We start from the raw sequence: 24,130 nt of genomic DNA on the forward strand, positions 1-24,130 counted from the left end.
CTTAGAACTCGTAGCCAACCGAGACCTTAAAGGTACGCGGCTCGCCCTGAGTGATGTAAGTACCGGAATCGTCCACGCTTGACCAGTAGTTCTCGTTGGTCACGTTGTCGATGCCTGCCCGCACGGTCATCTGGTTTTCATTGTGGTTCACCGCGAAGCGATAGCGCATGCCCAGATCCAGCGTGGTGTAGCTGTCCAGCTTTTTGGTGTTCGCAAGATCGGCATACTGCGTGCCGGAGTGGTTAACGCGTGCGGTCGCCGTCAGGCCTTCAATCGGCTTGATATCGTACTCTGCGCCCAGCACGGCGTAGAAGCTCGGAATACCGATCGCATCGTTGCCCTGATTGACGCCGTTTTTGGTTTTGGTCAGCTCGGCCTGCAACCAGGTGGCGCTGGCATTCAGACGCATCCCAAGCATTGGCTCGCCGAAGACGTTCAGCTCCACGCCGCGGTTACGCTGTTCTGCATCCAGGCCGTAGTGACCGCTGTCGTCAAGGATCGCCGACGGCATTTTGATCTCAAACAGCGCCAGGGAGCCGCCCACGCGGCCAAAGTCCGCCTTTACGCCCACTTCGTTCTGCTTAGAGTGCACGATACCGGTGCTCTGGCCGTAGTTAGTAGCAGTGTTCGGCGCAGTTTCACCGGGCTGTAACGCCTCGGTGTGGTTGGCGTAGAGGGAAATTTCCTCCCACGGTTTATAGACTACGCCGTAGGTTGGCATCCAGCGGCTGCCGTCGAAACCGTCCGCGTCGTTTTCCGCGCCGGTGATTTTGTTGTACCCGCGGATGACAACTTTCTGATGACGTGCGCCTGCGGTGAACAGCAGCTTGTCGTCCAGTACGCCCAGCGTATCGCTCAGCAGCCAGCCCTGGGTACGGGTGCGCCCGCTGGTCAGCGGATCGCTGTATTTCCCGCCTAAGCCGTTGAAGTTAGTGCTGTCCGGCATATCAACGCCGGTGTTGTGGTAGATGTTGGTGGTCGGGTTATCTGCCGCCGCCGACATTTTCCACGCGATTTTTTCGTTTTTGGTCATCGCTGAATACCCGAAGTTGACCTTGTGCGAGACAAAACCGGTGTCAAAGTTACCGCGAATGCCCGCCATGCCGCTGACGGAATCGCTGATGCGGTTGGTATCAAGGCGGCTGACCGTCGCATTACCGCTCTTATCGAGGAGCTTCGGCGCGCTGTAGATCCCTTCTTCGTGCGCGTGCTGCGCGCCGAGACCGGTATATGCCGTCCAGCTATCGGTGATGTCATACTCGCTGCGCCACATCCCGAACTCGTTTTCGATATCGCTGTAGGCCCACTTCTGCGAGAAGTTGCGATCGTTCTTCGGCGGCTCAGGCACAAAGTCCACCGCCGAGATGTTGACGCTGGTTGGGCTGCCGTGGAAGGTTTTTTTCTGGTAGCCCAGGTCCAGCGAGGTGCGGAAGCGGTCGCCTTTGTAATCCAGGCCGGTGGAGAGCAGCGTGGTGCGGCGGCGGTCGTTCGGCACGCCGGTTTCCCCTTCGCGATGCACGAGGTTCACGCGCGCGCCAAACTGGTCGTTATCGCCAAAGCGACGACCCGCATCCAGCGTGGTGCCAATCTGGGAATCCGAGGTGTAGTCAACGCCCACTTTCGCCTGCGGGGTGTCGCCCGCGTGTTTAGGCTCAAGGTTGATCATCCCGCCCACGCCGGAGCTTGCGGCGCCGTTCATCAGGGAGTTGGCCCCTTTGAAGATCTCGATACGGTCGACCATCTGGGCATCCACCACCTGACGCGGCAGCACCCCGGACAATCCGCCAAAGGTCATATCGTCGCCGTCAAACTTCAGGCCGCGAATGCGGAAGGTTTCCGCGCTGTTGCCGTAACCCTGAATAAATTGTACGCCCGCGTCGTTGGCAACCACGTCAGCAATGGTTTTTGCCTGCTGATCTTCCACCAGCTTCGAGGTGTAGCTGATGATGTTGAACGGCACGTCCATGGCGTTCTGCTGACCGAGCATACCCATGCGCCCGCCGTTCGCCACCTGGCCGTCGAGGAAGGCTGGAAGCAGCTGGTCACCACCGGGTTTGAAATCACTCCCCGCCGTGGACTGGACCACGATGGTGTCCTCTTTTTTCTCATCCGCCGCAAAAGCGGAGTGTGTAACCGCGCCGATGGCAATCGCCAGCAGCGTTTTGTGCATTGTGGTGTTGTTCATAATGAGCTCTTAACGTGCGCGCAAAAATGACCCGTTGTCGGGCCTTAAAAGTTATTTAAAGAAATGCAAATGAGAACTATACGCATTATGAATGCGTAATCAAGTGTCAACGGACATCTCTGAGCGAGAAGAGACAAGAAACAAGACTGGCGGGAGGTATGGCGCGCAACCACCCCGAAACAGGGGTGGTTGCTAAGGCATTATTTTTTCTTGAAAATATCGGCGGTACCGTGAATTTTGTTGTTGGTGTTGCCGGAAGTCAGCACCAGAACATCAGCACCTTCTTTATCGGCTTTCTCGATCAGCTCTTTTTTCGCGTCGTCTACCGAGACTTCATTGGAAGTGCTAACCGTACCGATTTTTTCATACTGTGATTCCACTTTCTCAAACTCGTTTTTCGTCAGCAGTTCAGCCGCAAAGGTATTGGTGGTAAACAGAAATGCAGCGCCCATCAAAATAGCAGTCGTTTTTTTCATAACCTTTTTCCTTGAGATTAATCAGCAACTACGAAAAGCCCCACGAGTAAGAGTGAGGTGATATGAGCATGGTAGAGGAATAGCAAAATTGCCATAGGGTAAGAAAAATACTGTTATAACAGTCAATTGTGCTGTGAAAAATGTGCGTTAACGCTACTTTCGCGAGGGGTATTTCATGGAGAAAATCAGCAGGACGTCGCGCAGGCGGCAATCTGTGAAATTTAATGGCACGCCCTGTAGGATTCGAACCTACGACCTACGGCTTAGAAGGCCGTTGCTCTATCCAACTGAGCTAAGGGCGCACGGAGAAGAGTGTACTTCGCGGTGGTGAAACGCCTGGAATTATACGGTCAATGCGTAGTGAGTCAATGCCTTTTCCGCCTTCTCTGGCGATAATGACTAGCTGATTGTAAATACGGCTGTTTTTTCAACATTTATCCCTCTTTTACGGGCTGCGAAAAGGCTTAGCCGCTTTTAAGTAACGCCTGCTGTTTTCCTGTTTACTTCACCTTCACACTGTCCAGCGGTAACCCGGCCGCCTGGAGGCTGGAAGTGAACAGGACGACGGAGTGACAGCGCCAGACCAGACAGGTTTTCCCTCGTGCGTGCAGCACATCTCACACGATATTACAGGCATTAAGCTTGAACCCATTGTCGCCCTCTCATCTTCGCGCACGGTGGGGGCCGAAGTGCTCAGCGTGCTGTCGACGCATCAGCAAAACGAAAGCTTTTTCCAGGACTGGTCCGCCGCCCGGGCGCTTATGCTGCTGGAAGCACAGATCGCCGCGTTAAAAAACCCCTTCCCCTGTGACAACCTTTTCATAAATTTGCCGATAACCGTTCTGACCATACCGGAAATGTTTCAGCGTTTACTGCAACTTAACAGCCCACCGCTGAACATTGAACTCGTGGAGCCTGCCTCGTTCTTTACACTCTCAGACCCGGCGCGTCTGAGGGTGAGTTGTGCGCTTCAGCAGTTGACCGCGCGAGGACACCGGATCTGGCTGGATGATATTGATGAAGCGTCAGGACAAGCATTTTTATCCTGCCGCCTGCCATTAAGCGGAATAAAAATCGATAAGATCGCTTTCTGGCGTTTACGTGAAACGCCGGCGCTGACACAGCTGGTCACCCTTTGTTCAAAAATCGCTGCGAATGTGCTTATTGAAGGCATTGAAACAGAACGGGACCGTACTTGCGCGCTTCATGCTGGCGCGCGCTTCGGTCAGGGATATTATTGGCCATCCTGGAGATGGCAGGAGGACTGAACGGTCATCGCCAAGAGGGAAGCTATGCGAATGACAGTGCGCCGTTACCGGCGTCGTCGGACAGGAAGTGATTCACTGGGTTCTACGCACTCGCCTTTTGCTCTCCCATTTTTTGATCGTCTCGAATATTTGAGCCAGTCAATCAACCAGACCCGCAAAACCGATGCTCCCTTTATCATTCTGGTCACACAGGATAATTTTTTCCGTTCCGGTTTACTGAGCGGGCAGTCGCCCCTGAGCAATTGCTGCGACTATTCCACGCTGGAAGCCGCCCTCAGTGATTTAAATCACTGGCCTTCATCGCGTCTGGTAATAGACATTGAGAGCCGCGCCTCGCCGCTCATCGACCTGCTGGACCGATTACGCCGCCACAGCCTGTTCGCCCCCTACCTGACACCCTACCTGCTCGTCCGCGCCGATGATTATGATGCTCGCCTGTTTTGTAAAGCGGCTGGCCCTTTTCATGTGCTTGAACGCCAGCTAACGGCGCTGGCTATGCAACAAACCTTGCTGGAAGCACCGTCACCCGCCGGCAACCGCAAAGAGTGGTTTTCACGGGATGAATGGCCGATCTTACAGGCGCTGTCGCAGGGGAGCTCCTTGCGGCAGATCGCGCAGTTACAGAACCGCCCCTACAGCCGCATTATTTACCGTCTCAGCTGCATCCTGGCGAAACTTGGACTGAATCATCGTCATGAGTTGCTACATCTTCTCAACAACCTCTCAGATTTCACGTATTAACGTATTCAGTAACTTCTTAATTCCTAAAGACCTTTAGGAAATTACTTAGGATGTATGTTAAATTTTTGTGTTTTTTAACAAAACTTTCGATTTTATAACTATTCCTAATTCCAGGTCTTAAACCATGCGAAATGCTGCCGGTACGCTCAACGAGAGTGATTTTATCCATGCGTTAAGGTTCTGGCGCTTCAGTTAACAGGATGATAATGGTGTAAAAACAAGCGATTCACCTGTAAAAGAATGCGATGAGAGGTGAAGAAAACAGCAGATAGTACTGATCTGTTGTTGGGAACGGCAATTTGCCAGGAGGCGTTTGAAACGGAGAGATGACGCACGAAATGGCGGATTTCAGGGATGGCAGGCAGGCGGGATACTGGTTGTCACAGCCTGCTCGCTGTTAACATTCATTTAACATACAGTAAAATCGTTTATTTTTTGTTATTACATAAAGATGAAAGTGTGTGGTAAATGCAATATCAGGACATTTTTGCTAATTTTAAAAAGTTAGTGATTCAGATCCAGAACATAATAATCAGCAATATATGGATATTAATTTACAGGCTTTTCGGACAATACTTAAACGGTATAATAAGACGTGTTTGACACGCGAATAAGAAAAATCATTTTGCCATAACCAGCCTTATGAGATAACTGCGCTGAGGCATTGATATCACCACTACGTAAACAAGGATGCTTTCGCTCTTCCCAGGGACATTTACCGTACAAGGATCTGCGCAATTATCCTTCCGGCTTTTCGAGAGTTTTAACAAAACTCAGCATAACGCTTTTAACAATCTGAGGCATAAAAAATGAAACCGGCATCCGTTATCATTATGGACGAACACCCTATCGTCAGAATGTCGATAGAAGTCCTGCTACAGAAAAATAAAAACATCCAGGTCAAACTGAAGTCAGGCGACAGCCACGAGGTGCTTGACTGTATACGCAACCACCCCATTGACCTGGTCATTCTCGATATTGAAATGACGGGCACGGATGGGTTCGTATTACTGAAAAGAATCAGGAACTTAAATAAAGACATTAAGGTTCTTTTCCTCTCTTCGAAATCTGAAGCCTTCTACGCAGGACGCGCCATCCGCGCCGGGGCAAATGGTTTTGTCAGTAAGCGAAAAGATCTGGGGGAAATTTATAACGCGGTGGAAATGATCCTGACGGGCTATTCCTTCTTCCCCTCAGAAACATTGAGTTTTATAAACCACCTGGGCTCGCGGACGGGCGCCGCCGTGGATATGCCATTATCGAATCGTGAAGTGACGGTTCTGCGATATCTGGCGAACGGATTATCTAATAAGGAGATTGCGGATCAATTATTACTTAGCAACAAAACAATTAGCGCCCATAAGTCTAATATCTTTTCCAAGCTGGGCGTGCAAAGTATCGTTGAATTAATTGATTACGCGAAGGCGCACGAATTACTATAATCCTACCCTCTCCCTGCAACATATAACCGTTACAGGGAGAGTGGATACGATTAATTATAATTAATCATGAACGTTGCATCGGCGTCAGCCCGTCCCGGCTGCGGGTTATCCGCCGTGGCGATATAATTGGCATAAAACGACAGTTCCGCATTTCCCTGCGCATCCACCGCCACCGTCTGGCTGGCCTGCTGCAACGCGAGGCGCGTTTTATCCCGATCGAGGATCTCCACGGCCACGTTGCTGGCCGCGCTGGCATCATTCAGCGCCAGCAGGCTGTTATCATGCCCGTCCATCTTCCCCGTAAATGTGACCGAAGCCGCCCCCGGCGGACATCCGGTCAGCTTCAGGGTGAACGGTACAGGCTGCGTCCGGCTCCCCGTTGTGCGAAGCTGTTTCGTGGGCCAGGTGCCGAGCGTGACGGTTTTATTGCTGTCGTCCCCCTCCGCCACGCAGGTAAAATCCACGATATTGCCGTAGAGCTGAATGTTAATTTCCCCAAGCGCCGTCTCTGCGTGTGCAGGGGAGCAAAGCGCAAAGAGCGCGACGGCTAAATACCGCATTCCGTTTCGCATACCTGCTCCTTAGTCGTAGTCGACGCGTAAATAGCCGCGAGAGGTAAAACGCCCCTCGGCAGGTTTTTTACCGGTTACGCTGACGGGCCACGCGCGGATCCCCACCTGCGCCTGAGCGCTGTCGTCCAGACGGAACGGGATTTTGCTGGTCAGGTTGTTGGGCGTCAGCGGCACGCCATTACTGTTGGCAATCACAAAACCCACATCCGCGTTATCGGAAACCAGCGCACTGCCTGAAACCTTCTCCGCTTCAACACGCATCGTGAGCATGGCGTTCGCCTCGACGTTGGTGCATTTGATGCCGATGGTTTTGCTTTGCGCTGAGATCCCCTCCGGCTTATTCCCGATGCCTGCTTTACTGAACAGGGAGGCGCCGATGTCTCCGAAATCGAACTCCACCACATTCCCGGCATTAATTTCACAGCTCTGAGGCACCTGAATAGTCCCGCTGTAGCTGATGGTATAAACCGGCGTGGTGAGCGGATCCGAGGAGGTCGTGGTGACGTAAACCCGGAACATGGTCGCCCGGGGGATCACCACCATATTGATAAAGCGTCGGGTCACTTTAAGCCGGAAGACGAGGCTGGAATCCTGTACGCCAAACGGTTTGTTTTTAGACACATTCGGGTGGCTCCCCATCTGGATGTAGCTTTTGGGCGGATAAAACGTGCCAGCGTAGCTGTCGGTAATTTTCATCGCCCCGTCCAGATAGTCGTTTAGCTTCAGATACTGGTAGCCATCGCTGGTGCCCGTAACAGGGAAATCGGTAACATAGCTGCGCTTGGTGGTGTTCCCGGACGTTCCCTTAGGGCAGACGGCGTTGACGCCCACCCACTGGGACTTCTCGCTGAGCGTGACAATCTGCCCCACCTGGTTATTGGAGCTGTTAAATTTATCCGTCAGGTCGTAATACACCTCCGTCGGCACGCCATTTTCATTGACGCAGACCGTGGCGAAGGCCTCAGATAGCGGAAAAAACGCCAGCAGGGATAGCCCCAGATAATGGATTTTATTCACAGCGGATCCCCTTAAGTGTGATCGCCTGTTGCAGGCTTTGTTCTGGCAGGCTGTAGGGCGCACGACACTGGGACTGTTTCCCGTCTCCCCACTGAATCAGCAGTTCTCCGCTCAGCGGCAGCCCGCTCAGGTAAATCTGACCGTCATCTCCCACCATGCTGGTTACGCCGCTCTGCGTCTCACGCACCACCGCCCCAAACGGTACAGGCTGGTTATCACGCTTCACGGTGAGCAGCGCACGCACGCCGATGCGGGTGTCAAAACTGGCGCGCACCAGCGCACCGTTCGTCGGCACGACGCTGGAAACGTTATTTTCAATGTCGGTGTTGTTGCTCATAGTGTTGGTGTCGAGCGCCACGCGGTTGTAACGGTACACCGTGGCGTACGGCATCACCGCATAGCCACGCCAGTCTGTTTTGACGCCGGTCTGGTTTTCGACGCTCACGCCTGACGCGCCCGGCGCTTTGATCAAGACGTTGGTATCGCCCAGCGGCTGACTGAATGTGATGCCGTCTGAATGCCCTACCACGCCGCCGGAGAGCTGCCAGTTGAGGTCGTGCTGATCCCGGGCGTAGTTGTAGCCCACGCCCAGCGTGCCGTACGTCGCCTGCCAGTTAGCGCTGGCGCTGCCGCTGGCACCGTTATTGCTGGTGTGACCCTGCGTGACGCTGTAGTTCAGGTTACGATCCTGGAGCAGCGTTCCGCTGATCCCGGTCTGCCAGCTGGTATCACCGTCGCTGTTGCGGCTGGCTGAGGCCGTGGCATAGGCCCGGTCGATCGCGTTATCGCGACGGTAGCCGTGACGGGTGAACAGGCTGAGCGGGACGGAGACGTTGAACGAGGCGATCCGGTCGGTTCCGTCAATGCCGACGGCCTTGTTCCACGACCAGGATAAGGCGTAGCTGACCCCTTTCACCCCGCCCGCGTAGCCAAGCTGATACCAGACGTTGGATTCGCTGGTGCCCCAGTAACTCTGCTGGCTGCCCGACACGTACACCGAGCCGTAATCGCCGAGAGACTGGGAGATATTGAGCTGGAAACGCCCTTTTTTATTCAGCGTCAGGTTGTGATAGCTCTGCACGTCCGGCACGCCGTCATCGTCCTGATCGTCGCCATACTGGTAGCCTTCCATTGTGCGCCAGGCCACATCGTCGAGGGTGTAGAAGCCTTTGGTCGAGTAGCGATAGCCCAGCAGCTGGAAGTTGGTGCCGAATCCGTTAAGGGATTTTGCGTACAGGAACCGCAGGGACTGCCCTTCATGGCGGCTGTCATCGGCAAGCTGGCTGCGGGCATGGGTGAGATCAAGTGAAACCGCCCCCCAGTCACCGAGGTTTTTACCCGCGCCAATGGCGATGGCGGTATAGCGCGAGGCCAGCTGCGTTCCGCCGTATAGCGTGTAGCCGTCGGCAAGACCCGCAATCATCGTACCCTGAGTAAAGAACGGCGTGTCCTGCTCGCTGTTGCCGCTGCGATAGTCCCCTGCCACCAGATCGTATTTCCAGCGTCCTTCACGCTGGAGCAGCGGAACGGTGGAATACGGGACGGTGTAGCGCTGCTGGCTGCCGTCCTTCTCTTCCACCGTCACCTCCAGGTCACCGCTTGAGGAGGTCGGGTTAAGATCAGTTATCGCAAAAGCCCCCGGCTGCACATAGCTCTGGTAAATCACGTATCCGTTCTGGCGGATCACCACTTTGGCAGGGGTGCGGGCGATTCCGCGCACGGTAGGCGCGTAACCTTGCAGGCTGTCCGGGTACATACTGTCGGACGAATAGAGGCGACCACCGCGAAAACCAACGCTGTCGAAGACATCGTTACCGGTGTTGCTGTCGCCAAGCACCAGCTCGCTTTTCAGCGGGATGATCGTACGCTGCGCCCAGGTACCAATATTTTGCCAGCTGCTGTGCCGCTGTCCGTTGCTTTCGGTATAACGCCACGCGCCGTTATTGCGTAATCGCCAGGCGCCATAGTTCAACCCGCTTTGCAGGTTCAGATAGTAGCTGTCGTCGTCGCTGCCCCGGTTGCCGGTAAAGCTGTAGTTCAGCAGCGCGGCGGGGATGCCTTCATCCCACTGTTCAGGCGGAATATACCCGCGGGCGCTGTTTTGCATCGCCACCTGAGGCAGGCTGACGTTCAGGCGCAACGAGGCGAAGTTGAACGCCGTTTCGCTGCCCGGAATAGCCGTGGTGAGCGGAACGCAGGTATCGCCCTGCACGTTGCTCAGTTCCGGGAAGGCGGCGATATTGACGCCAAAGCGATCGAGCATCGCGCGCGTAATGCACGGCGACAAACCGCCCGCGACCGGCGGCGTGTTGTCAGCTTGCTCAAACCGCACGTCCTGCGTGCCGATAAACTCATCGTTACGCCAGATATCGACGCGATAGACGCCCGGTGCCTGCTGGTGGCCTTTTTCAAAACGTGACAAATCCGCCACGTTCGCCGTGTCATCGGAGAGAAACGCCGGGTTAAAGTAGCTTTCGCCCCAGCCAGCGAGTGGCCAGAGCGTTGCCATCAGTGCCAGCGCAACCGGGCAGTAACGCCATTGAGTGTTCATCGCCCTGTCTCTGCTCACAGGCTGACGCTACGCGCCGGCGTAATGGCGCCATAGTCATTCACACTCTGCCAGGAGAGCGTGCCGCTCGCAGCGGCAGGCAGCACCTGCTGTGACGAGCTTTTAGGGGCAACCATCAGGTTATCCAGCGTCTGACCGCCGAGCTTCAGATTGACCAGCGTGACGTAATACGGCGAGGCATTGCTCACCTTAAGATGGTTGCCGACGCGCTCAAAGCGCAGCTGTGAGAGCGCCTCTTCCGGCGGCATCGCCAGGTTAGCCGGGCGAACAAACAGCTTGATACGTGACAGAATAGCCAGTTGCAGGACGTTGTTGCCGTCCTGATGTTTTTTGCTGACGGAGGGAATCGCTTTGACGTTCATGTAAAAGAGTGATTCGCGATCGGCAGGCAGCGCCGGGCCTGCGTAGATAATGCGCAGGGTGTTTTCGCTGGCCGGCTCGCTGACAAACAGCGGCGGCGTGACGGCAAAGGTTTTTTCCTTTTGCCCGTTGGCATTTTCTATCCACGCGTTAATTAAATAGCGCTCTTGTTTATTGCTGTTGGTGATCGCCAGCGACGTTTGTTTGGCATCGGCCGGATAAATAACGCGCGTCGCGCCCAGCGCAATTCCGCCGGACGCATTCGCGCTGGCAGAAACCATCATCAAAATAAAAGCTAAAAACAGTCCAGGTTTAATCAGGGTGTTCATCACAACCGTACCTTTAATAATTAGTTCGCAGGCGTCAGGGATAAATCAACGTAAACCAGACATTCGACTGAATAGTGCCTGGTACAAGGTGTTCGGAAATTGCCCGGTAGCGGGCGCTGAAATGAAATATCAGCTCGCGGGTGTCAATGGGTAACCAGCTCACCGCCGTCGCGTTCGGGATGATCTGACGTTGCTGTTCGTCAAAAAGCGCCAGCCCGACACCACTGCTGACCGCATTTTCCCCCGGCCGCGATGTCGCCAGGAAAACCTGCGGATCTTCTGCCGGTGTCACTCCCTGGAACTGGATCCCCACGGTGCGGGAGACGTCCACGCTGCAATCCAGCAGACGTACGGTGAAAGGCACATTAACCGTGGAAAAGCTGCCGACGCCGGAAAAGGCGTTTGTGCGGTATTGCCCCATATCCACGCGCATATTCTGGCTGTCCGGGGCCACGGCGCAGCCGCCGTTAACCAGCTCTCCCCTGAGGTGTACTTTGCCGCCGTCTATGACCACGGTATGTGCGTTTACCGCTGAGGCAATCGCAAGGGCACACAGCAGTATCCCAGTCCTTGTCATCCTTCGCTCCCGGTATAGGCGATCAAAAGACCTCTTCCCTGAGGCCAGCCACATCCCTGTACTCAGGCATTACTCGTATTTCATTACGAATGTTGCGTCCGCGTTTGCCTGGCCTGGCTCGGTGGTCGCCGCCGTGGCTTTATAGCGCGCGGTGAAGTTCAGGGTGTTAGTCCCTTCAATCAGGTTCTGCGCCGCAGAGAAGGTGGCGCCGTCCGGGGTCAGCGTGGAGGATTTGCTGTCGAGGATCTCAATACCCACGCCCTTCGCGGAGTTGTCGTTATTACCGGAGCTTACCGCCAGCAGCGTTTTGTCGGTGGCGTCGATCTGGCCGGTAAACGCAACAGCAGCGGTTTTCGCTACCGCAGGATCGCAGTCGTTCAGTTCGATGGTGAACGGAATATTGGAGGTGGTGTCACCCACTTTAGTGAATTTCGCGGTACGGTACTGGCCAAGATTAACCGTCTGCTCTGAAGAGTCAGTATTCACTGAACACGCGGCATTCACTAATTCACCTTTAAAATGCACCGTACCACCGTTTACAGATACAGGCGTGGTAGTATCTTCTGCGTGAGCGGCACCCGCGACCAGGGCCAGAGTTGCAATAACAGTAGAAGCAATGTTGCTGAGTTTCATGTCTATTCCTTTAAAATGTAAATAACCCTTCCCGCGCATATTCGGGAATAAGAAATACGATCAATTAAAAAATTGAAGGCTTATTTCGGAGAGGACAAAGTAGCTCAGGAATTTATTTTGTAATATGTCAAAACGCTGCCATTTTGCCAGGTCACATCCTAATCACCTCTAAGAAATTGACCATGCCGTGAGAAGGGATTTTGCGGGACATCGATGAAATCTCGTAAAGGGTGACTGACAGCGGCGCTCGCTTCTGACAAAATACAGGCAATCCCTCCTTTCTAACGTTACAGACGGAATCTTCTCTCTGATGGCAGCAAAGATTATTGACGGTAAAACGATTGCGCAGCAGGTGCGCTCTGAGGTTGCGGAAAAAGTGAAGGCGCGTAAAGCCGCCGGATTTCGCGCCCCCGGGCTGGCCGTTGTGCTGGTTGGCAGCAACCCGGCTTCGCAAATTTATGTCGGCAGCAAACGCAAAGCGTGTGAAGAGGTGGGGTTCGTCTCCCGCTCTTACGATCTGCCGGAAACCACCAGCGAAGCGGAACTGCTGGAACTGATCGACACTCTGAATGCCGATAAAGAGATCGACGGCATCCTGGTTCAGCTGCCGCTGCCTGCGGGCATTGACAACGTGAAGGTGCTGGAGCGCATCGCGCCGGACAAAGACGTTGACGGTTTCCATCCGTATAACGTAGGCCGACTGTGCCAGCGCGCGCCACGCCTGCGTCCGTGCACCCCGCGCGGCATCGTGACGCTGCTGGAGCGTTATAACATCGATACCTACGGCCTCAACGCCGTGGTGATTGGCGCCTCCAACATCGTGGGCCGCCCGATGAGCATGGAGCTGCTGCTGGCGGGCTGCACTACCACCGTTACCCACCGCTTCACTAAAAACCTGCGTCACCACGTCGAAAACGCCGATCTGCTGATCGTTGCGGTCGGCAAGCCGGGCTTTATTCCGGGCGAGTGGATCAAAGAGGGCGCAATCGTCGTGGACGTGGGTATTAACCGTCTGGAAAACGGCAAAGTGGTCGGCGACGTGGTGTATGAAGATGCCGCAGCGCGCGCATCCTATATCACTCCGGTCCCGGGCGGCGTAGGCCCGATGACGGTAGCAACACTGATTCAGAATACCTTGCAGGCGTGCGAGGAGTATCACGACGTAGAGGACGCGTAATCATGGCAACTTTTTCTTTAGGTAAACACCCGCACGTTGAACTGTGCGATCTGCTGAAGCTGGAAGGCTGGAGCGAAAGCGGCGCGCAGGCGAAGATCGTCATCGCCGACGGGCAGGTAAAAGTAGACGGCGCGGTGGAAACCCGCAAGCGCTGCAAAATTGTCGCGGGTCAGACCGTGAGCTTCGCAGGACAGAGCGTGACCGTGACGGCCTGAGCTGTCTGATGCCCGGTGGCGCTGCGCTTACCGGGCCTACGTACTGTCTCCGTTTGTAGGCCGGGTAAGGCGAAGCCGCCACCCGGCAATTTCTCTCACAATCCCCTCACACCCATCACGGTTAATTATCGATCAACTTCAAATAATCACTATTCCCTCTGGCGAAATGTGAAAATTAAGTTGCGCGATTTTCAGACTTTCCCCACGATAAGTAGAACGTTCTACTAAAACGTTCTACTTACAATAACAGCGCGAAAAAAGCGCTACTCGGGGGAAATCAGCATGAGCCTGATATCAGGGTTTGTTAAATCGCTGTCTAAGTTATCGATGATTGGTCGCGCCTTAATGCTGCCAATTTCACTGCTTCCCGCTGCGGGCCTGCTGCTGGCCTTCGGCGATAAGTTCCATCTGCCGCTGATGATGAACGCCGGCGGGGTTATCTTTGATAACCTGCCGATGCTGTTCGCCATCGGCTCTGCCGTCGGACTGGCTTCGGAATCCGGCATTGCCGCACTCTCTGCGGCGGTCTCCGTGTTTGTCACCAACATCACCATCAGCACCGTGCTGAGCATCACGCCGGAAATGGCCTCTCAGGGCGGCAAATACGCCATGGTCGTTGGCATTCCGACGTTGCAGATGGGCGTCTTTGGCGGCCTGATCTGCGGTATTCTTGCGGCCTGGTGTTACAACCGCTTCCACACCATGCAGCTGCCGGAGTTCCTCGGCTTCTTCTCCGGCAAGCGCTTTGTGGCGATTGCGACGGCGTTTCTGTCGTTCCTGCTCGGCCTGCTGCTGCCGTACGTCTGGCAGCATATTCAATCCGGGATCGACGCCCTGTCCGTGGTGGTAAACGGCGATAACCAGGCGGCCTCGACCTTTATCTTCGGGCTGGTGGAGCGCGCGTTGATCCCGCTCGGCCTGCACCATATCTGGTATCCCTCCTTCTGGTATTCGTTCGGGGATTACACTACCCAGGCGGGTCAGGTGATCCACGGTGACCAGACCATCTGGTTCAAGATGCTGGAAGAGGGAGTGAAATCCTTCAGCAGCGACACCTACCAGAACGCCGGGAAATTCATGCAGGGCGAGTTCCCGCTGATGCTGTTCGCACTGCCCGCGGCGTGTCTGGCGATGTACCACGAAGCGCACACGAAGAATAAGAAAATCGCGGCCGGTATTCTGTTCTCTGCGGCCCTCACCTGCTTCCTGACGGGCATCACCGAGCCGGTAGAGTTCACCTTTATCTTCGTGGCGCCGATCCTTTACGTCTTCAACGCCATCATGGCGGGCCTGGCGTACATGACCATGTACCTGCTGCATGCGCACATCGCCAAGTCGTTCTCGGCGGGCTTTATCGACTACCTGTCGTTCGGGATCCTGCCGTCGTTTAACGGCTATCAGACCAACTTCCTGAGCGCCATTATCATCGGCATTCCGATGGCATTGATCTACTACTTCACCTTCCGCTTCGTGATCCGTCGCTTCGACGTGAAAACGCCGGGCCGCACCGAAGTGACCGCCAGCGCGAATGACAAGTCCGATTCCGAACTTGCCACCGAAATCATCGGCCTGCTGGGCGGTGCGCAGAACATTGATTCCGTCGGCTCCTGCATCACACGTCTGCGTCTGGAAGTGGCGAAGAGCGAAGCGGTGGACCGGGACGGGCTGAACGGGCTTGGCGCGCGCGGCGTGGTGTTCGTTGGCGATAACGGAATACAGGTGATTTTCGGGGCCAGAGCACAGTTTATCGCCCAGACCATGTCCACGATGATTGGCAAATAATAAGATGCCTGAAGGAGGCGTCTCCTGTACGCTGGGGGACGTCTCTTATCTGGCTGATAATCGGGAAATTTCAGGGAGCGGTTTTGAAGAAAGTCAGCATTATTGATGTCGCAAAGCATGCGGGCGTGTCGGTTTCTACCGTTTCGCTGGTGCTGCGCCAGAAAGGGAAGATCTCAGAGGCGACGATCGGGAAGGTCAATGCCGCCATCACAACGCTGGGCTATGTTCATAACGTCGCCGCTGCCAATCTTCGCGCCAACACCTCCAACTTAATCGGCCTGATCCTGCGCGACTTCAGCGACAGCTTTTCCATCAAGGTGATGGCGAGCATCGTTCAGGAACTGGAGAAACAGGGTTATATGGTATTTCTCGGTCAGCCGCTGAACGACGGCGAACATCTTGAGCGTACCCTGCTCTCGTTTAAGCAGCAGGGCGTGGCGGGCGTCATCTACCTGGCGTCGGACACCCGCGCCGCCTCTCTTCCGGAACACATTCGTCACTGCCCGCTGCCGCTTGTGGCGGTTTCGCAGTCGTTGCTGGAAGAGAAATGCAACCTGGTGATGCGCGATAACCGCCAGGCGGCGAACCTGGCCGCGCGTTATCTTATCGAGCGCGGGCACCGTAACATCGCCTACATTGGCGGGCGCGACGGGTGCCGTATCCGCGAGCAGCGCCTGCTTGGTTTTCGCAGCGCGATGACGCAGAGCGGCCTGGTCTGGCGTGAGGAATATTCTCCCGCCTGCACCGATGACACGCAGGCGGCGGCCATGGCGACTCGTCAGCTGCTGGAGAAGAACAACACGATTACCGCCCTGCTCTGCCATTCACCGGACGCGATGATCGGTTCAATCTCAGGTATTCACCAGGTGGGGCGCACGGTGGGTAAAGACGTGTTTTTAACCCAGCAGGTGGCGCTGATTGGTTTTGAAGATATGCTCCACGTTAATCTCACGTCGCCGTCACTGACTTACGTTTCGTCTGCCAGCGAAGAGACCGGCCGCCAGGCGGCAGGGCTGATGATCCGCAGGCTGAAAGAGCCGGATCTGCAAACGCAGCGCATTACTCTCTCCGGGCAGCTTATCGCGCGGGAATCGGCGTAAAATCAGAATTTAGCACAGGTTTGCTGCGGCGGATCTGCTGCTATATTCCCATGATTTGCCATGGATAAATGCAATGCCTACCATTATCACCCACGCTGCCGTACCTCTGTGTCTGGGCTTAGGGCTCGGAACCAACGTCATCCCACCCCGCCTGCTGTTTGCCGGGATCGTCCTCGCCATGCTGCCCGATGCCGACGTACTGGCGTTTAAATTCGGTGTCGCCTACGGGAATATTTTCGGCCACCGCGGTTTCACTCATTCGCTACTGTTTGCCCTGGTGGTGCCGATACTCTGCGTGCTGGCAGGCCGACGTTGGTTCAGGGCCAGCCTGACGCGCTGCTGGCTGTTTTTAAACGTGTCATTGCTGTCGCACAGCCTGCTGGATTCAATAACGACAGGCGGGAAAGGCGTCGGCTGGCTGTGGCCATGGTCTGATGAACGCTTCTTTGCGCCGTGGCAGGTGATCAAGGTCGCGCCGTTTGCGCTGTCACGCTACACCACGCCGTACGGGCATCAGGTAATCATTTCAGAACTGCTGTGGGTGTGGCTGCCGGGGATGGTGCTGATGGGGTTGCTGTGGTGGAGGCGGAGGTAAAAGAAAAGCCGGGTGGCGGCTACGCCTTACCCGGCCTACTTTCACCTGTAGGCCCGGTAAGCGTTAGCGCCACCGGGCGTTACGGACCTACTTACGACGCCAGGTGGTTCCCTGCGGGCCATCTTCCAGAATAATGCCCATCTCGGTCAGACGGTTACGCGCCGCATCCGCCGCCGCCCAGTCTTTCGCCTGACGCGCTTCGAGACGCGCTTTGATCAGTGCTTCAATTTCCGCCACTTCACCGTCGTCCGCCTGCGCGCCGCTTTGCAGGAACAGGTCCGGCTCCTGCTCCAGCAGGCCGAGCACGGAAGAGAGCTTACGCAGATGAGACGCCAGCGCATTGGCCGCCGCCATATCTTCTGACTTCAGGCGGTTCACCTCACGCGCCATGTCGAACAGCACGGAGTAGGCTTCCGGGGTGTTGAAGTCGTCGTTCATGACCTCAACGAAGCGGGCCTCGAACGCCTCACCGCCTGCGGCCGGAACAGATTTATCGGTGCCGCGCAAGGCGGTATACAGACGCTCCAGCGCAGCGCGCGCCTGCTTCAGGTTCTCTTCGCTGTAGTTCAGCTGGCTGCGATAGTGGCCAGACATCAGGAAGTAGCGCACGGTTTCCGCGTCGTAATACTTCAGCACGTCGCGCACGGTGAAGAAGTTACCCAGCGATTTCGACATCTTCTCGCGGTCAACCATCACCATCCCGGAGTGCATCCAGTAGTTCACGTACTCGCCGCCGTGTGCACAGGTGGACTGCGCGATTTCGTTTTCATGGTGCGGGAACATCAGATCCGAACCGCCGCCATGGATGTCGAAATGGTTGCCCAGCTGCTTGCAGTTCATCGCGGAACATTCAATGTGCCAGCCCGGACGCCCTTCGCCCCACGGGGATGGCCAGCTCGGTTCGCCCGCTTTGGACATCTTCCACAGCACGAAGTCCATCGGATTGCGCTTCACGTCCACCACGTCCACGCGCGCACCGGCCTGGAGCTGGTCCAGATCCTGGCGGGAAAGCGCACCGTAGGTTGGGTCCGTCGGCACCGAGAACATCACGTCACCGTTGTCCGCCACATAGGCGTGACCACGCTCGATCAGCGTTTGGGTGATATCAATGATTTCATGGATATGGTGGGTCGCACGCGGTTCGCTGTCCGGGCGCAGAATATTTAAGGCATCAAAATCCTTGTGCATTTCGGCGATCATGCGATCCACCAGCGCGACAAAGCTTTCGCCATTTTCATTAGCACGTTTAATGATTTTGTCGTCGATGTCGGTGATATTGCGCACGTACTTCAGGTTGTAGCCCAGGAAGCGCAGGTAGCGTGACACCACGTCGAACGCGACAAAGGTACGGCCATGGCCGATATGACAGAGATCGTAAACCGTAATACCACACACGTACATGCCGACTTCCCCGGCATGGATAGGTTTAAATTCCTCTTTTTGGCGCGTCATTGTATTAAAGATTTTTAACATCGAAGATTCCATGTAAACACGTGTGTGGATTGTTTGTTCCTTATAATACCCATATTTCGGAGTACGGTCAGCACACAATGCAAGGTGATCGTGTCCTGTGGTTATGCTATAACAAGCCCCTATATGTGACCCGAGCACGGGTCGACGCACCACAATAACGGAACAGGATGCAAAAATGGTTACTTTCCACACTAATCATGGCGATATCGTAATCAAAACCTTTGATGACAAAGCGCCTGAAACAGTTAAAAACTTCCTGGACTACTGCCGCGAAGGTTTCTACAACAACACTATTTTCCACCGTGTGATCAACGGCTTTATGATCCAGGGCGGCGGTTTCGAGCCTGGCATGCGCCAGAAAGAGACGAAAGAAGCGATCAAAAACGAAGCGAACAACGGCCTGAAAAACACCCGTGGTACGCTGGCAATGGCCCGTACTCAGGCGCCACACTCTGCGACCGCACAGTTCTTCATCAACGTAGCGGACAACGACTTCCTGAACTTCTCTGGCGAAAGTCTGCAAGGCTGGGGCTACTGCGTATTCGCAGAAGTGGTTGAAGGGATGGACGTGGTCGACAAGATCAAAGCCGTTTCTACTGGCCGCAGCGGTATGCACCAGGACGTTCCTAAAGAAGACGTTGTGATCACAAGCGTGACCGTCAGCGAGTAATTCGTGGCGACACTCTTTATTGCGGATCTGCATCTGCAAACAGAAGAACCGGCGATAACCGCCGGTTTTCTGCGTTTTTTACGCTGTGAAGCGAAAAGCGCCGACGCGCTGTACATTCTGGGCGACCTGTTTGAGGCCTGGATAGGCGACGACGATCCGAACCCGCTGCACCGTGAGATAGCTGCGGCCATTAAAGTGCTGGTGGATTCCGGCGTCCCCTGCTATTTCATTCACGGCAACCGTGATTTCCTGATCGGCCAGCGCTACGCCCGCGAGAGCGGTATGACGCTGCTGCCGGAAGAGCAGGTGCTCAACCTCTATGGCCGCAATATTCTGATCATGCACGGCGACACGCTCTGCACTGACGATACCGGCTACCTGGCGTTTCGCGCCAAAGTTCACACCCCGTGGATCCAGAAAGTGTTTCTCGCCCTGCCGCTGTTTATCCGCAACCGCATCGCCGCCAGAATGCGCGCGGGCAGCAAGGCCGCCAACAGCAGCAAATCGATGACCATCATGGACGTCAATCCGCAGGCGGTGGTGAAGGTGATGGAGAAGCATCGCGTTCAGTGGCTGATCCACGGCCATACCCATCGTCCCGATGTGCATTCCCTTATCGCCAACGGCGAGCCCGCCCATCGCGTGGTTTTAGGCGCCTGGCACAGCGAAGGATCGATGGTCAAAGTTACGCCGGAAGGTGTGGAACTGATCGCCTTCCCGTTTTAACGCCTCCTCGTTTTTTCGCCCATTCCCCGACCACGCAACCGTTTTCCTTGCCGGTATTACATGCTATTCTCTGTGCCCTCGAAAGCAGTGTGTTCCGCACCACAGGAGTTTTAAGACGCATGTCTTCCCGCAATAATCCGGCGCGTGTCGCCATCGTGATGGGGTCCAAAAGCGACTGGGCTACCATGCAGTTCGCCGCCGAAATCTTTGAAATCCTGAATGTTCCGCACCACGTCGAAGTGGTTTCCGCGCACCGTACGCCGGATAAACTGTTCAGCTTCGCCGAAAGCGCCGAAGAGAACGGTTACGAGGTGATCATTGCCGGTGCGGGCGGCGCAGCACATCTGCCGGGCATGATTGCCGCCAAAACGCTGGTGCCGGTACTGGGTGTTCCCGTGCAAAGCGCCGCGTTAAGCGGGGTGGATAGCCTTTACTCTATCGTCCAGATGCCGCGCGGTATTCCTGTCGGTACCCTGGCGATTGGTAAAGCAGGTGCGGCAAATGCCGCCCTGCTGGCCGCGCAGATCCTGGCGACGCATGATAAAGAGTTACATCAGCGTCTGGCGGAGTGGCGTAAAGCCCAGACCGATGAGGTGCTGGATAACCCGGATCCGCGGGGTGCAGCATGAAGCAGGTTTGCGTTCTTGGTAATGGTCAGCTTGGCCGGATGCTGCGTCAGGCCGGTGAGCCGCTGGGTATTGCCGTCTGGCCTGTCGGGCTGGATGCCGAGCCGGAAGCCGTGCCGTTCCATCAGAGCGTGATCACCGCCGAAATTGAACGCTGGCCGGAAACCGCCCTGACCCGCGAGCTGGCGCGCCATAACGCCTTTGTGAACCGCGACGTCTTCCCGATCATTGCCGACCGTCTCACGCAAAAACAGCTTTTCGACAAGCTCGGCCTCGCGACCGCGCCGTGGCAGCTGCTTTCCGATAAGCGCGAGTGGGATGACGTGTTTGCGATGCTGGGAGACCTGGCGATTGTGAAGCGTCGCGTCGGCGGCTACGACGGCCGCGGGCAGTGGCGCCTGCGCGCGAACGACACCGCCGAGCTGCCGGACGACTGCTACGGCGAGTGCATTGTTGAGCAGGGCATTAACTTTAGCGGTGAAGTGTCGCTGGTTGGCGCGCGCGGGCATGACGGGCACACCGTTTTTTACCCGCTAACGCATAACCTGCATCAGGACGGGATTCTGCGCACCAGCGTCGCCTTCCCGCAGGCCAATGCTGACCAGCAGGCGCAGGCGGAAGAGATGCTCTCTGCCATCATGCATGAGCTGGGCTATGTGGGCGTGATGGCGATGGAGTGTTTCGTCACGCCGTCGGGTCTGCTGATCAACGAACTTGCGCCGCGCGTGCACAACAGCGGCCACTGGACGCAAAACGGCGCCTCCATCAGCCAGTTCGAGCTGCACCTGCGCGCCATCACCGATCTGCCGCTGCCGCAGCCGGTGGTGACCAGCCCGTCGGTGATGATCAACCTGATCGGCACCGATCTGAACTACAACTGGCTGAAGCTGCCGCTGGTGCACCTGCACTGGTACGACAAAGAGGTGCGTCCGGGGCGTAAGGTCGGCCATCTGAACCTGAACGATACCGACACGGACCGCCTGAGCGCCACGCTGGAAGCGATTGTTCCCCTGCTGCCGCCAGAATATGCGAGCGGTATTGTCTGGGCGCAGTCAAAACTGAAGTAAGTATCCCTCGCCGGGGAGTTGACCTTCCCCTTCCCCGGCGTACAATCCCCGCCCATTGCTGCTCAGTTTTCTTCTGGAACCACCATGAACGATGGAACGGACTATCGCGCGATCCTCGCGTCCGATACCCCTTTAATCGACGTTCGCGCGCCGATCGAATTTGCCCAGGGTGCGATGCCCGCCGCACTCAACCTGCCCTTAATGAACGACGATGAGCGTGCCGCCGTCGGCACCTGCTATAAACGCCAGGGTCCGGACGCCGCGCTGGCACTCGGCCATAGCCTGGTCAACGGCGAGACGCGCGAGGCGCGCATCAGCGCCTGGCGGGAAGCCAGCCTTGCCCATCCTGAGGGCTACCTTTGCTGCGCGCGCGGCGGCCAGCGCTCGCATATCTCACAGGCCTGGCTGAAAGAGGCGGGCGTCGACTATCCGTTGATACGCGGCGGCTATAAGGCCCTGCGTCAGACGGCGATTCAGGTGACCATTGAGCAGTCACAAAAGCCGATGGTGCTTATCGGCGGCTGTACCGGTAACGGTAAAACGCTGCTGGTGAAGCAGCATGCACAGGGCATCGATCTGGAAGGGCTGGCGCACCATCGCGGCTCGTCGTTTGGTCGCACGCTCACCCCGCAGCTTTCTCAGGCGAGCTTCGAGAATCACCTTGCGGTTGAGCTATTGAAAAAAGACGCCACGCGCTGGGTGCTTGAAGACGAGGGCCGGATGATTGGCTCTAACCACCTGCCGGAGTGCCTGCGCGACCGCATGGCTGAAGCGCCTGTCGTAGTGGTCGAGGATCCGTTTGAGATCCGTCTTGAGCGCCTGCGCGAAGAGTATTTCGTCCACATGTGGGCCGACTTTTCTGCCGCCTACGGTGAAGAGGCGGGCTGGAAAGCGTACAGCGAATATCTGCATCACGGCCTGTACGCCATTCGTCGCCGTCTGGGGCTGCAACGCTTTGCGGAATTTACCGCCCTGCTGGATGCCGCGCTTGTCGAGCAACAGCGTACTGGCAGCACTGACGCGCACTTCAGCTGGCTTGTGCCGCTGCTGAAGGACTATTACGACCCGATGTACGGCTATCAGCTGGAGAAAAAGGCGGAGAAGATTGTGTATCGCGGGACGTACGAAGAAATTGCTGAGTGGCTCGATCGCTGAAAAAAGCCGGGTGGCGGCTACGCCTTACCCGGCCTACGCGTGCTTTTGTAGCCCCGGTAAGCGCAGCGCCACCGGGGAACAAACCACTTAGAAGTCGTAACGCAGACGCACCAGGTTCATATCGCCCAGGTTGTCGGTGCTGGAGGTGAACACGTGTTCGTAATCCACGCGGAAACCGTAATCCAGCTGGAAGCTGATACCCACACCGTTGTCGATGCGCTGGTAGTTACGGCCATTCACGTACTCAATACGGTCGCCCATGAAGTACGGCTGGATGGATTTCACCGCATACTGACCAACCGGGAACTTGTAACCCGCAAAGTATTCAATACCCCATGCATCACCGGCGAAGTAGTCGTTAACGGACACTTTTTTGGTGGTCAGGAAGTTTTGATACCAGCCGCCGCCTGCGGAGAAGGTCCAGTTATCCGGCGTCCAGCTCAGGGCGGTACCAAGGATGTTCTGGTCGTAGGATTTGCTGTCGCCGTTGTCCGGGTTACGCATGTCCGCGCGGGTGTAGTTCCACGCTGCGCCCCAGGTCAGATCGGTAGTCAAGTGATAATCGATACCCAGTGAACCGCCGCCTTTACGTTTGTAACGCAGGCCGTTGCCCGGCAGGTATTCGCTGTCTTCAAACAGGTAAGAGGCGTAGATGTCAGCATCGCCCACGGTTTTCTTGTACTTCAGCATCTGGCGTGAACGGTAAGAGCCGTCATAGTCGCCGTTGATCCCGTTACCTGGCGCCTGACCAATCATGTCGTAGTCCCAGATATCGGTTTTTGCGCCCACTACGTCATAGTACACGCTGTTCTGCTGGCCGAAGGTCAGCGTACCCCAGGTGTCGCTCTTCAGACCGGTGTAGAGCATACGACGAGAGGTGTCGTGCGCGCCGTCGGCGTAGTGATGATCCCAGTTGAACTGCGCCGGAATGTTCACACCCAGCTCGTAGTAGCTGATCCAGCTGATGTCATCGAACAGGTAGTAATCCGCAGCGAAACGGAAGCGGGTGCCGCCGTCAAAGCCGTTGCGCTTGTAGCTGTTTTTGCCGTCATCACCGGTCATATTCTGGAACTGAGGACGAATACTGCCGCCAACGGTGAAGTTCAGGCGGCTCAGCGGGTTACCCGCCTGCGGATCCTGTTTCAGAAGGGTGATTTCCGCCTGAGATGCGAAAGAAGCCAATGCCACTGCTGCGCCGATCGTTGTCGCCAGCGCTGTTTTTCTTATAGTCATTCTTTTTCCTTGATAGACACGCTGCTAAATATTTAGCTGGTGAATATTAACCGGAAAAATTCGGGCTGTGTGGGCGGGTTTTTAATGTTTTGTGCTACTAAATGCAGGGGCATTAACGATTTGTGCCGTTAAGCAATGACGC

At 55.9% G+C, this 24,130-nt stretch carries 23 protein-coding genes and 1 tRNA gene; 13 read left to right on the forward strand and 11 right to left on the reverse strand.

The annotated features are described in order from the left end of the window. Position 1 precedes the first annotated feature (1 nt). The 3 genes from INF61_RS08835 to INF61_RS08845 form a co-directional block, all read right to left on the reverse strand. Complete coding sequence (locus INF61_RS08835) at positions 2 to 2,185, reverse strand: TonB-dependent siderophore receptor (RefSeq protein ID WP_193547704.1); 2,184 nt, start codon at positions 2,183 to 2,185, stop codon at positions 2 to 4. Positions 2,186 to 2,385: 200 nt separating this feature from the next. Continuing rightward, positions 2,386 to 2,661, reverse strand: coding sequence for a DUF1471 family periplasmic protein YahO (gene yahO / locus INF61_RS08840; protein WP_015571217.1), 276 nt, complete (start codon positions 2,659 to 2,661; stop codon positions 2,386 to 2,388). A gap of 225 nt (positions 2,662 to 2,886) precedes the next feature. Then, positions 2,887 to 2,963: transfer RNA gene (locus tag INF61_RS08845), tRNA-Arg, on the reverse strand. Between the two features lie 303 nt (positions 2,964 to 3,266). On the opposite strand from INF61_RS08845, the gene INF61_RS08850 reads away from it, so the two are divergent. From INF61_RS08850 to fimZ, 3 genes are all read left to right on the forward strand, one after another. After that, positions 3,267 to 3,929, forward strand: coding sequence for an EAL domain-containing protein (locus INF61_RS08850; RefSeq protein ID WP_193547705.1), 663 nt, complete (start codon positions 3,267 to 3,269; stop codon positions 3,927 to 3,929). A 24-nt stretch (positions 3,930 to 3,953) separates the two neighbouring features. Continuing rightward, positions 3,954 to 4,670 (forward strand): response regulator transcription factor, encoded by a 717-nt coding sequence (locus INF61_RS08855; RefSeq protein WP_017383240.1) that lies wholly within the window; start codon positions 3,954 to 3,956, stop codon positions 4,668 to 4,670. Positions 4,671 to 5,479: 809 nt separating this feature from the next. Continuing rightward, positions 5,480 to 6,112 carry a fimbria biosynthesis transcriptional regulator FimZ gene (fimZ, locus tag INF61_RS08860; protein ID WP_003858901.1) on the forward strand — a complete coding sequence of 211 codons (633 nt, stop codon included), beginning with the start codon at positions 5,480 to 5,482 and terminating at the stop codon, positions 6,110 to 6,112. Between the two features lie 50 nt (positions 6,113 to 6,162). Here fimZ and sfmF read toward each other — a convergent pair whose 3' ends face one another. From sfmF to fimA, 6 genes are all read right to left on the reverse strand, one after another. Beyond that, complete coding sequence (gene sfmF, locus INF61_RS08865) at positions 6,163 to 6,684, reverse strand: fimbria assembly protein (RefSeq protein WP_023296055.1); 522 nt, start codon at positions 6,682 to 6,684, stop codon at positions 6,163 to 6,165. Positions 6,685 to 6,693: 9 nt separating this feature from the next. Continuing rightward, the gene (fimH, locus tag INF61_RS08870) at positions 6,694 to 7,701 is read right to left on the reverse strand and encodes a type 1 fimbria D-mannose specific adhesin FimH (protein ID WP_047063265.1); all 1,008 of its coding nucleotides are present in this window, start codon (positions 7,699 to 7,701) and stop codon (positions 6,694 to 6,696) included. Continuing rightward, complete coding sequence (locus INF61_RS08875; protein WP_193547706.1) at positions 7,694 to 10,252, reverse strand: fimbrial biogenesis usher protein; 2,559 nt, start codon at positions 10,250 to 10,252, stop codon at positions 7,694 to 7,696. Before INF61_RS08875 ends, fimH begins: the two co-directional genes overlap by 8 nt. A gap of 14 nt (positions 10,253 to 10,266) precedes the next feature. Next, complete coding sequence (gene fimC, locus INF61_RS08880) at positions 10,267 to 10,959, reverse strand: type 1 fimbria chaperone FimC (protein WP_193547707.1); 693 nt, start codon at positions 10,957 to 10,959, stop codon at positions 10,267 to 10,269. Positions 10,960 to 10,993: 34 nt separating this feature from the next. After that, positions 10,994 to 11,536, reverse strand: a complete 543-nt coding sequence (gene fimI / locus INF61_RS08885) for a type 1 fimbrial protein subunit FimI (RefSeq protein ID WP_193547708.1) — start codon at positions 11,534 to 11,536, stop codon at positions 10,994 to 10,996. A gap of 69 nt (positions 11,537 to 11,605) precedes the next feature. Further along, the gene (gene fimA, locus INF61_RS08890) at positions 11,606 to 12,169 is read right to left on the reverse strand and encodes a type 1 fimbrial major subunit FimA (protein WP_015571223.1); all 564 of its coding nucleotides are present in this window, start codon (positions 12,167 to 12,169) and stop codon (positions 11,606 to 11,608) included. A 310-nt stretch (positions 12,170 to 12,479) separates the two neighbouring features. On the opposite strand from fimA, the gene folD reads away from it, so the two are divergent. The 5 genes from folD (at position 12,480) to INF61_RS08915 (ending at position 17,038) form a co-directional block, all read left to right on the forward strand. Continuing rightward, positions 12,480 to 13,346 carry a bifunctional methylenetetrahydrofolate dehydrogenase/methenyltetrahydrofolate cyclohydrolase FolD gene (folD, locus tag INF61_RS08895; protein WP_006809817.1) on the forward strand — a complete coding sequence of 289 codons (867 nt, stop codon included), beginning with the start codon at positions 12,480 to 12,482 and terminating at the stop codon, positions 13,344 to 13,346. Positions 13,347 to 13,348: 2 nt separating this feature from the next. Next, positions 13,349 to 13,561, forward strand: coding sequence for a ribosome-associated protein YbcJ (gene ybcJ / locus INF61_RS08900; RefSeq protein WP_017694378.1), 213 nt, complete (start codon positions 13,349 to 13,351; stop codon positions 13,559 to 13,561). Between the two features lie 282 nt (positions 13,562 to 13,843). Then, complete coding sequence (locus INF61_RS08905; protein ID WP_003858916.1) at positions 13,844 to 15,343, forward strand: PTS transporter subunit EIIC; 1,500 nt, start codon at positions 13,844 to 13,846, stop codon at positions 15,341 to 15,343. A gap of 83 nt (positions 15,344 to 15,426) precedes the next feature. Continuing rightward, entirely contained in the window at positions 15,427 to 16,443 is a 1,017-nt protein-coding gene (malI, locus tag INF61_RS08910; RefSeq protein WP_023303216.1) for a Mal regulon transcriptional regulator MalI, read from the forward strand. 73 nt (positions 16,444 to 16,516) lie between these two features. Continuing rightward, a complete protein-coding gene (locus tag INF61_RS08915) occupies positions 16,517 to 17,038 on the forward strand; it encodes a metal-dependent hydrolase (protein WP_193547709.1) in 522 nt (173 codons plus the stop codon). Between the two features lie 87 nt (positions 17,039 to 17,125). On the opposite strand, the gene cysS is transcribed toward INF61_RS08915, so the two are convergent. After that, positions 17,126 to 18,511 carry a cysteine--tRNA ligase gene (gene cysS, locus INF61_RS08920; RefSeq protein ID WP_032647477.1) on the reverse strand — a complete coding sequence of 462 codons (1,386 nt, stop codon included), beginning with the start codon at positions 18,509 to 18,511 and terminating at the stop codon, positions 17,126 to 17,128. A gap of 175 nt (positions 18,512 to 18,686) precedes the next feature. Between cysS and ppiB the strand changes: the two genes are divergently transcribed. The 5 genes from ppiB to mnmH all read left to right on the forward strand — a co-directional run bounded on the left by ppiB (position 18,687) and on the right by mnmH (position 22,755). Next, complete coding sequence (ppiB, locus tag INF61_RS08925; protein WP_000256009.1) at positions 18,687 to 19,181, forward strand: peptidylprolyl isomerase B; 495 nt, start codon at positions 18,687 to 18,689, stop codon at positions 19,179 to 19,181. 3 nt (positions 19,182 to 19,184) lie between these two features. Continuing rightward, the gene (lpxH, locus tag INF61_RS08930) at positions 19,185 to 19,907 is read left to right on the forward strand and encodes a UDP-2,3-diacylglucosamine diphosphatase (RefSeq protein WP_110870979.1); all 723 of its coding nucleotides are present in this window, start codon (positions 19,185 to 19,187) and stop codon (positions 19,905 to 19,907) included. A gap of 119 nt (positions 19,908 to 20,026) precedes the next feature. After that, positions 20,027 to 20,536 (forward strand): 5-(carboxyamino)imidazole ribonucleotide mutase, encoded by a 510-nt coding sequence (purE, locus tag INF61_RS08935; RefSeq protein ID WP_003858921.1) that lies wholly within the window; start codon positions 20,027 to 20,029, stop codon positions 20,534 to 20,536. After that, positions 20,533 to 21,600 carry a 5-(carboxyamino)imidazole ribonucleotide synthase gene (gene purK / locus INF61_RS08940; protein WP_003858922.1) on the forward strand — a complete coding sequence of 356 codons (1,068 nt, stop codon included), beginning with the start codon at positions 20,533 to 20,535 and terminating at the stop codon, positions 21,598 to 21,600. The genes purE and purK overlap by 4 nt, the downstream gene beginning before the upstream one ends. Positions 21,601 to 21,684: 84 nt before the next feature. Further along, positions 21,685 to 22,755, forward strand: a complete 1,071-nt coding sequence (mnmH, locus tag INF61_RS08945) for a tRNA 2-selenouridine(34) synthase MnmH (RefSeq protein WP_149603771.1) — start codon at positions 21,685 to 21,687, stop codon at positions 22,753 to 22,755. Positions 22,756 to 22,842: 87 nt separating this feature from the next. Here mnmH and INF61_RS08950 read toward each other — a convergent pair whose 3' ends face one another. After that, on the reverse strand, positions 22,843 to 23,988 hold the full coding sequence (locus tag INF61_RS08950; RefSeq protein ID WP_017383228.1) for a porin: 1,146 nt from the start codon (positions 23,986 to 23,988) through the stop codon (positions 22,843 to 22,845). Positions 23,989 to 24,130 lie beyond the last annotated feature (142 nt).

The organism is Enterobacter cloacae complex sp. P18RS, from assembly GCF_014982105.1.
GTDB lineage: Bacteria > Pseudomonadota > Gammaproteobacteria > Enterobacterales > Enterobacteriaceae > Enterobacter > Enterobacter hormaechei_C.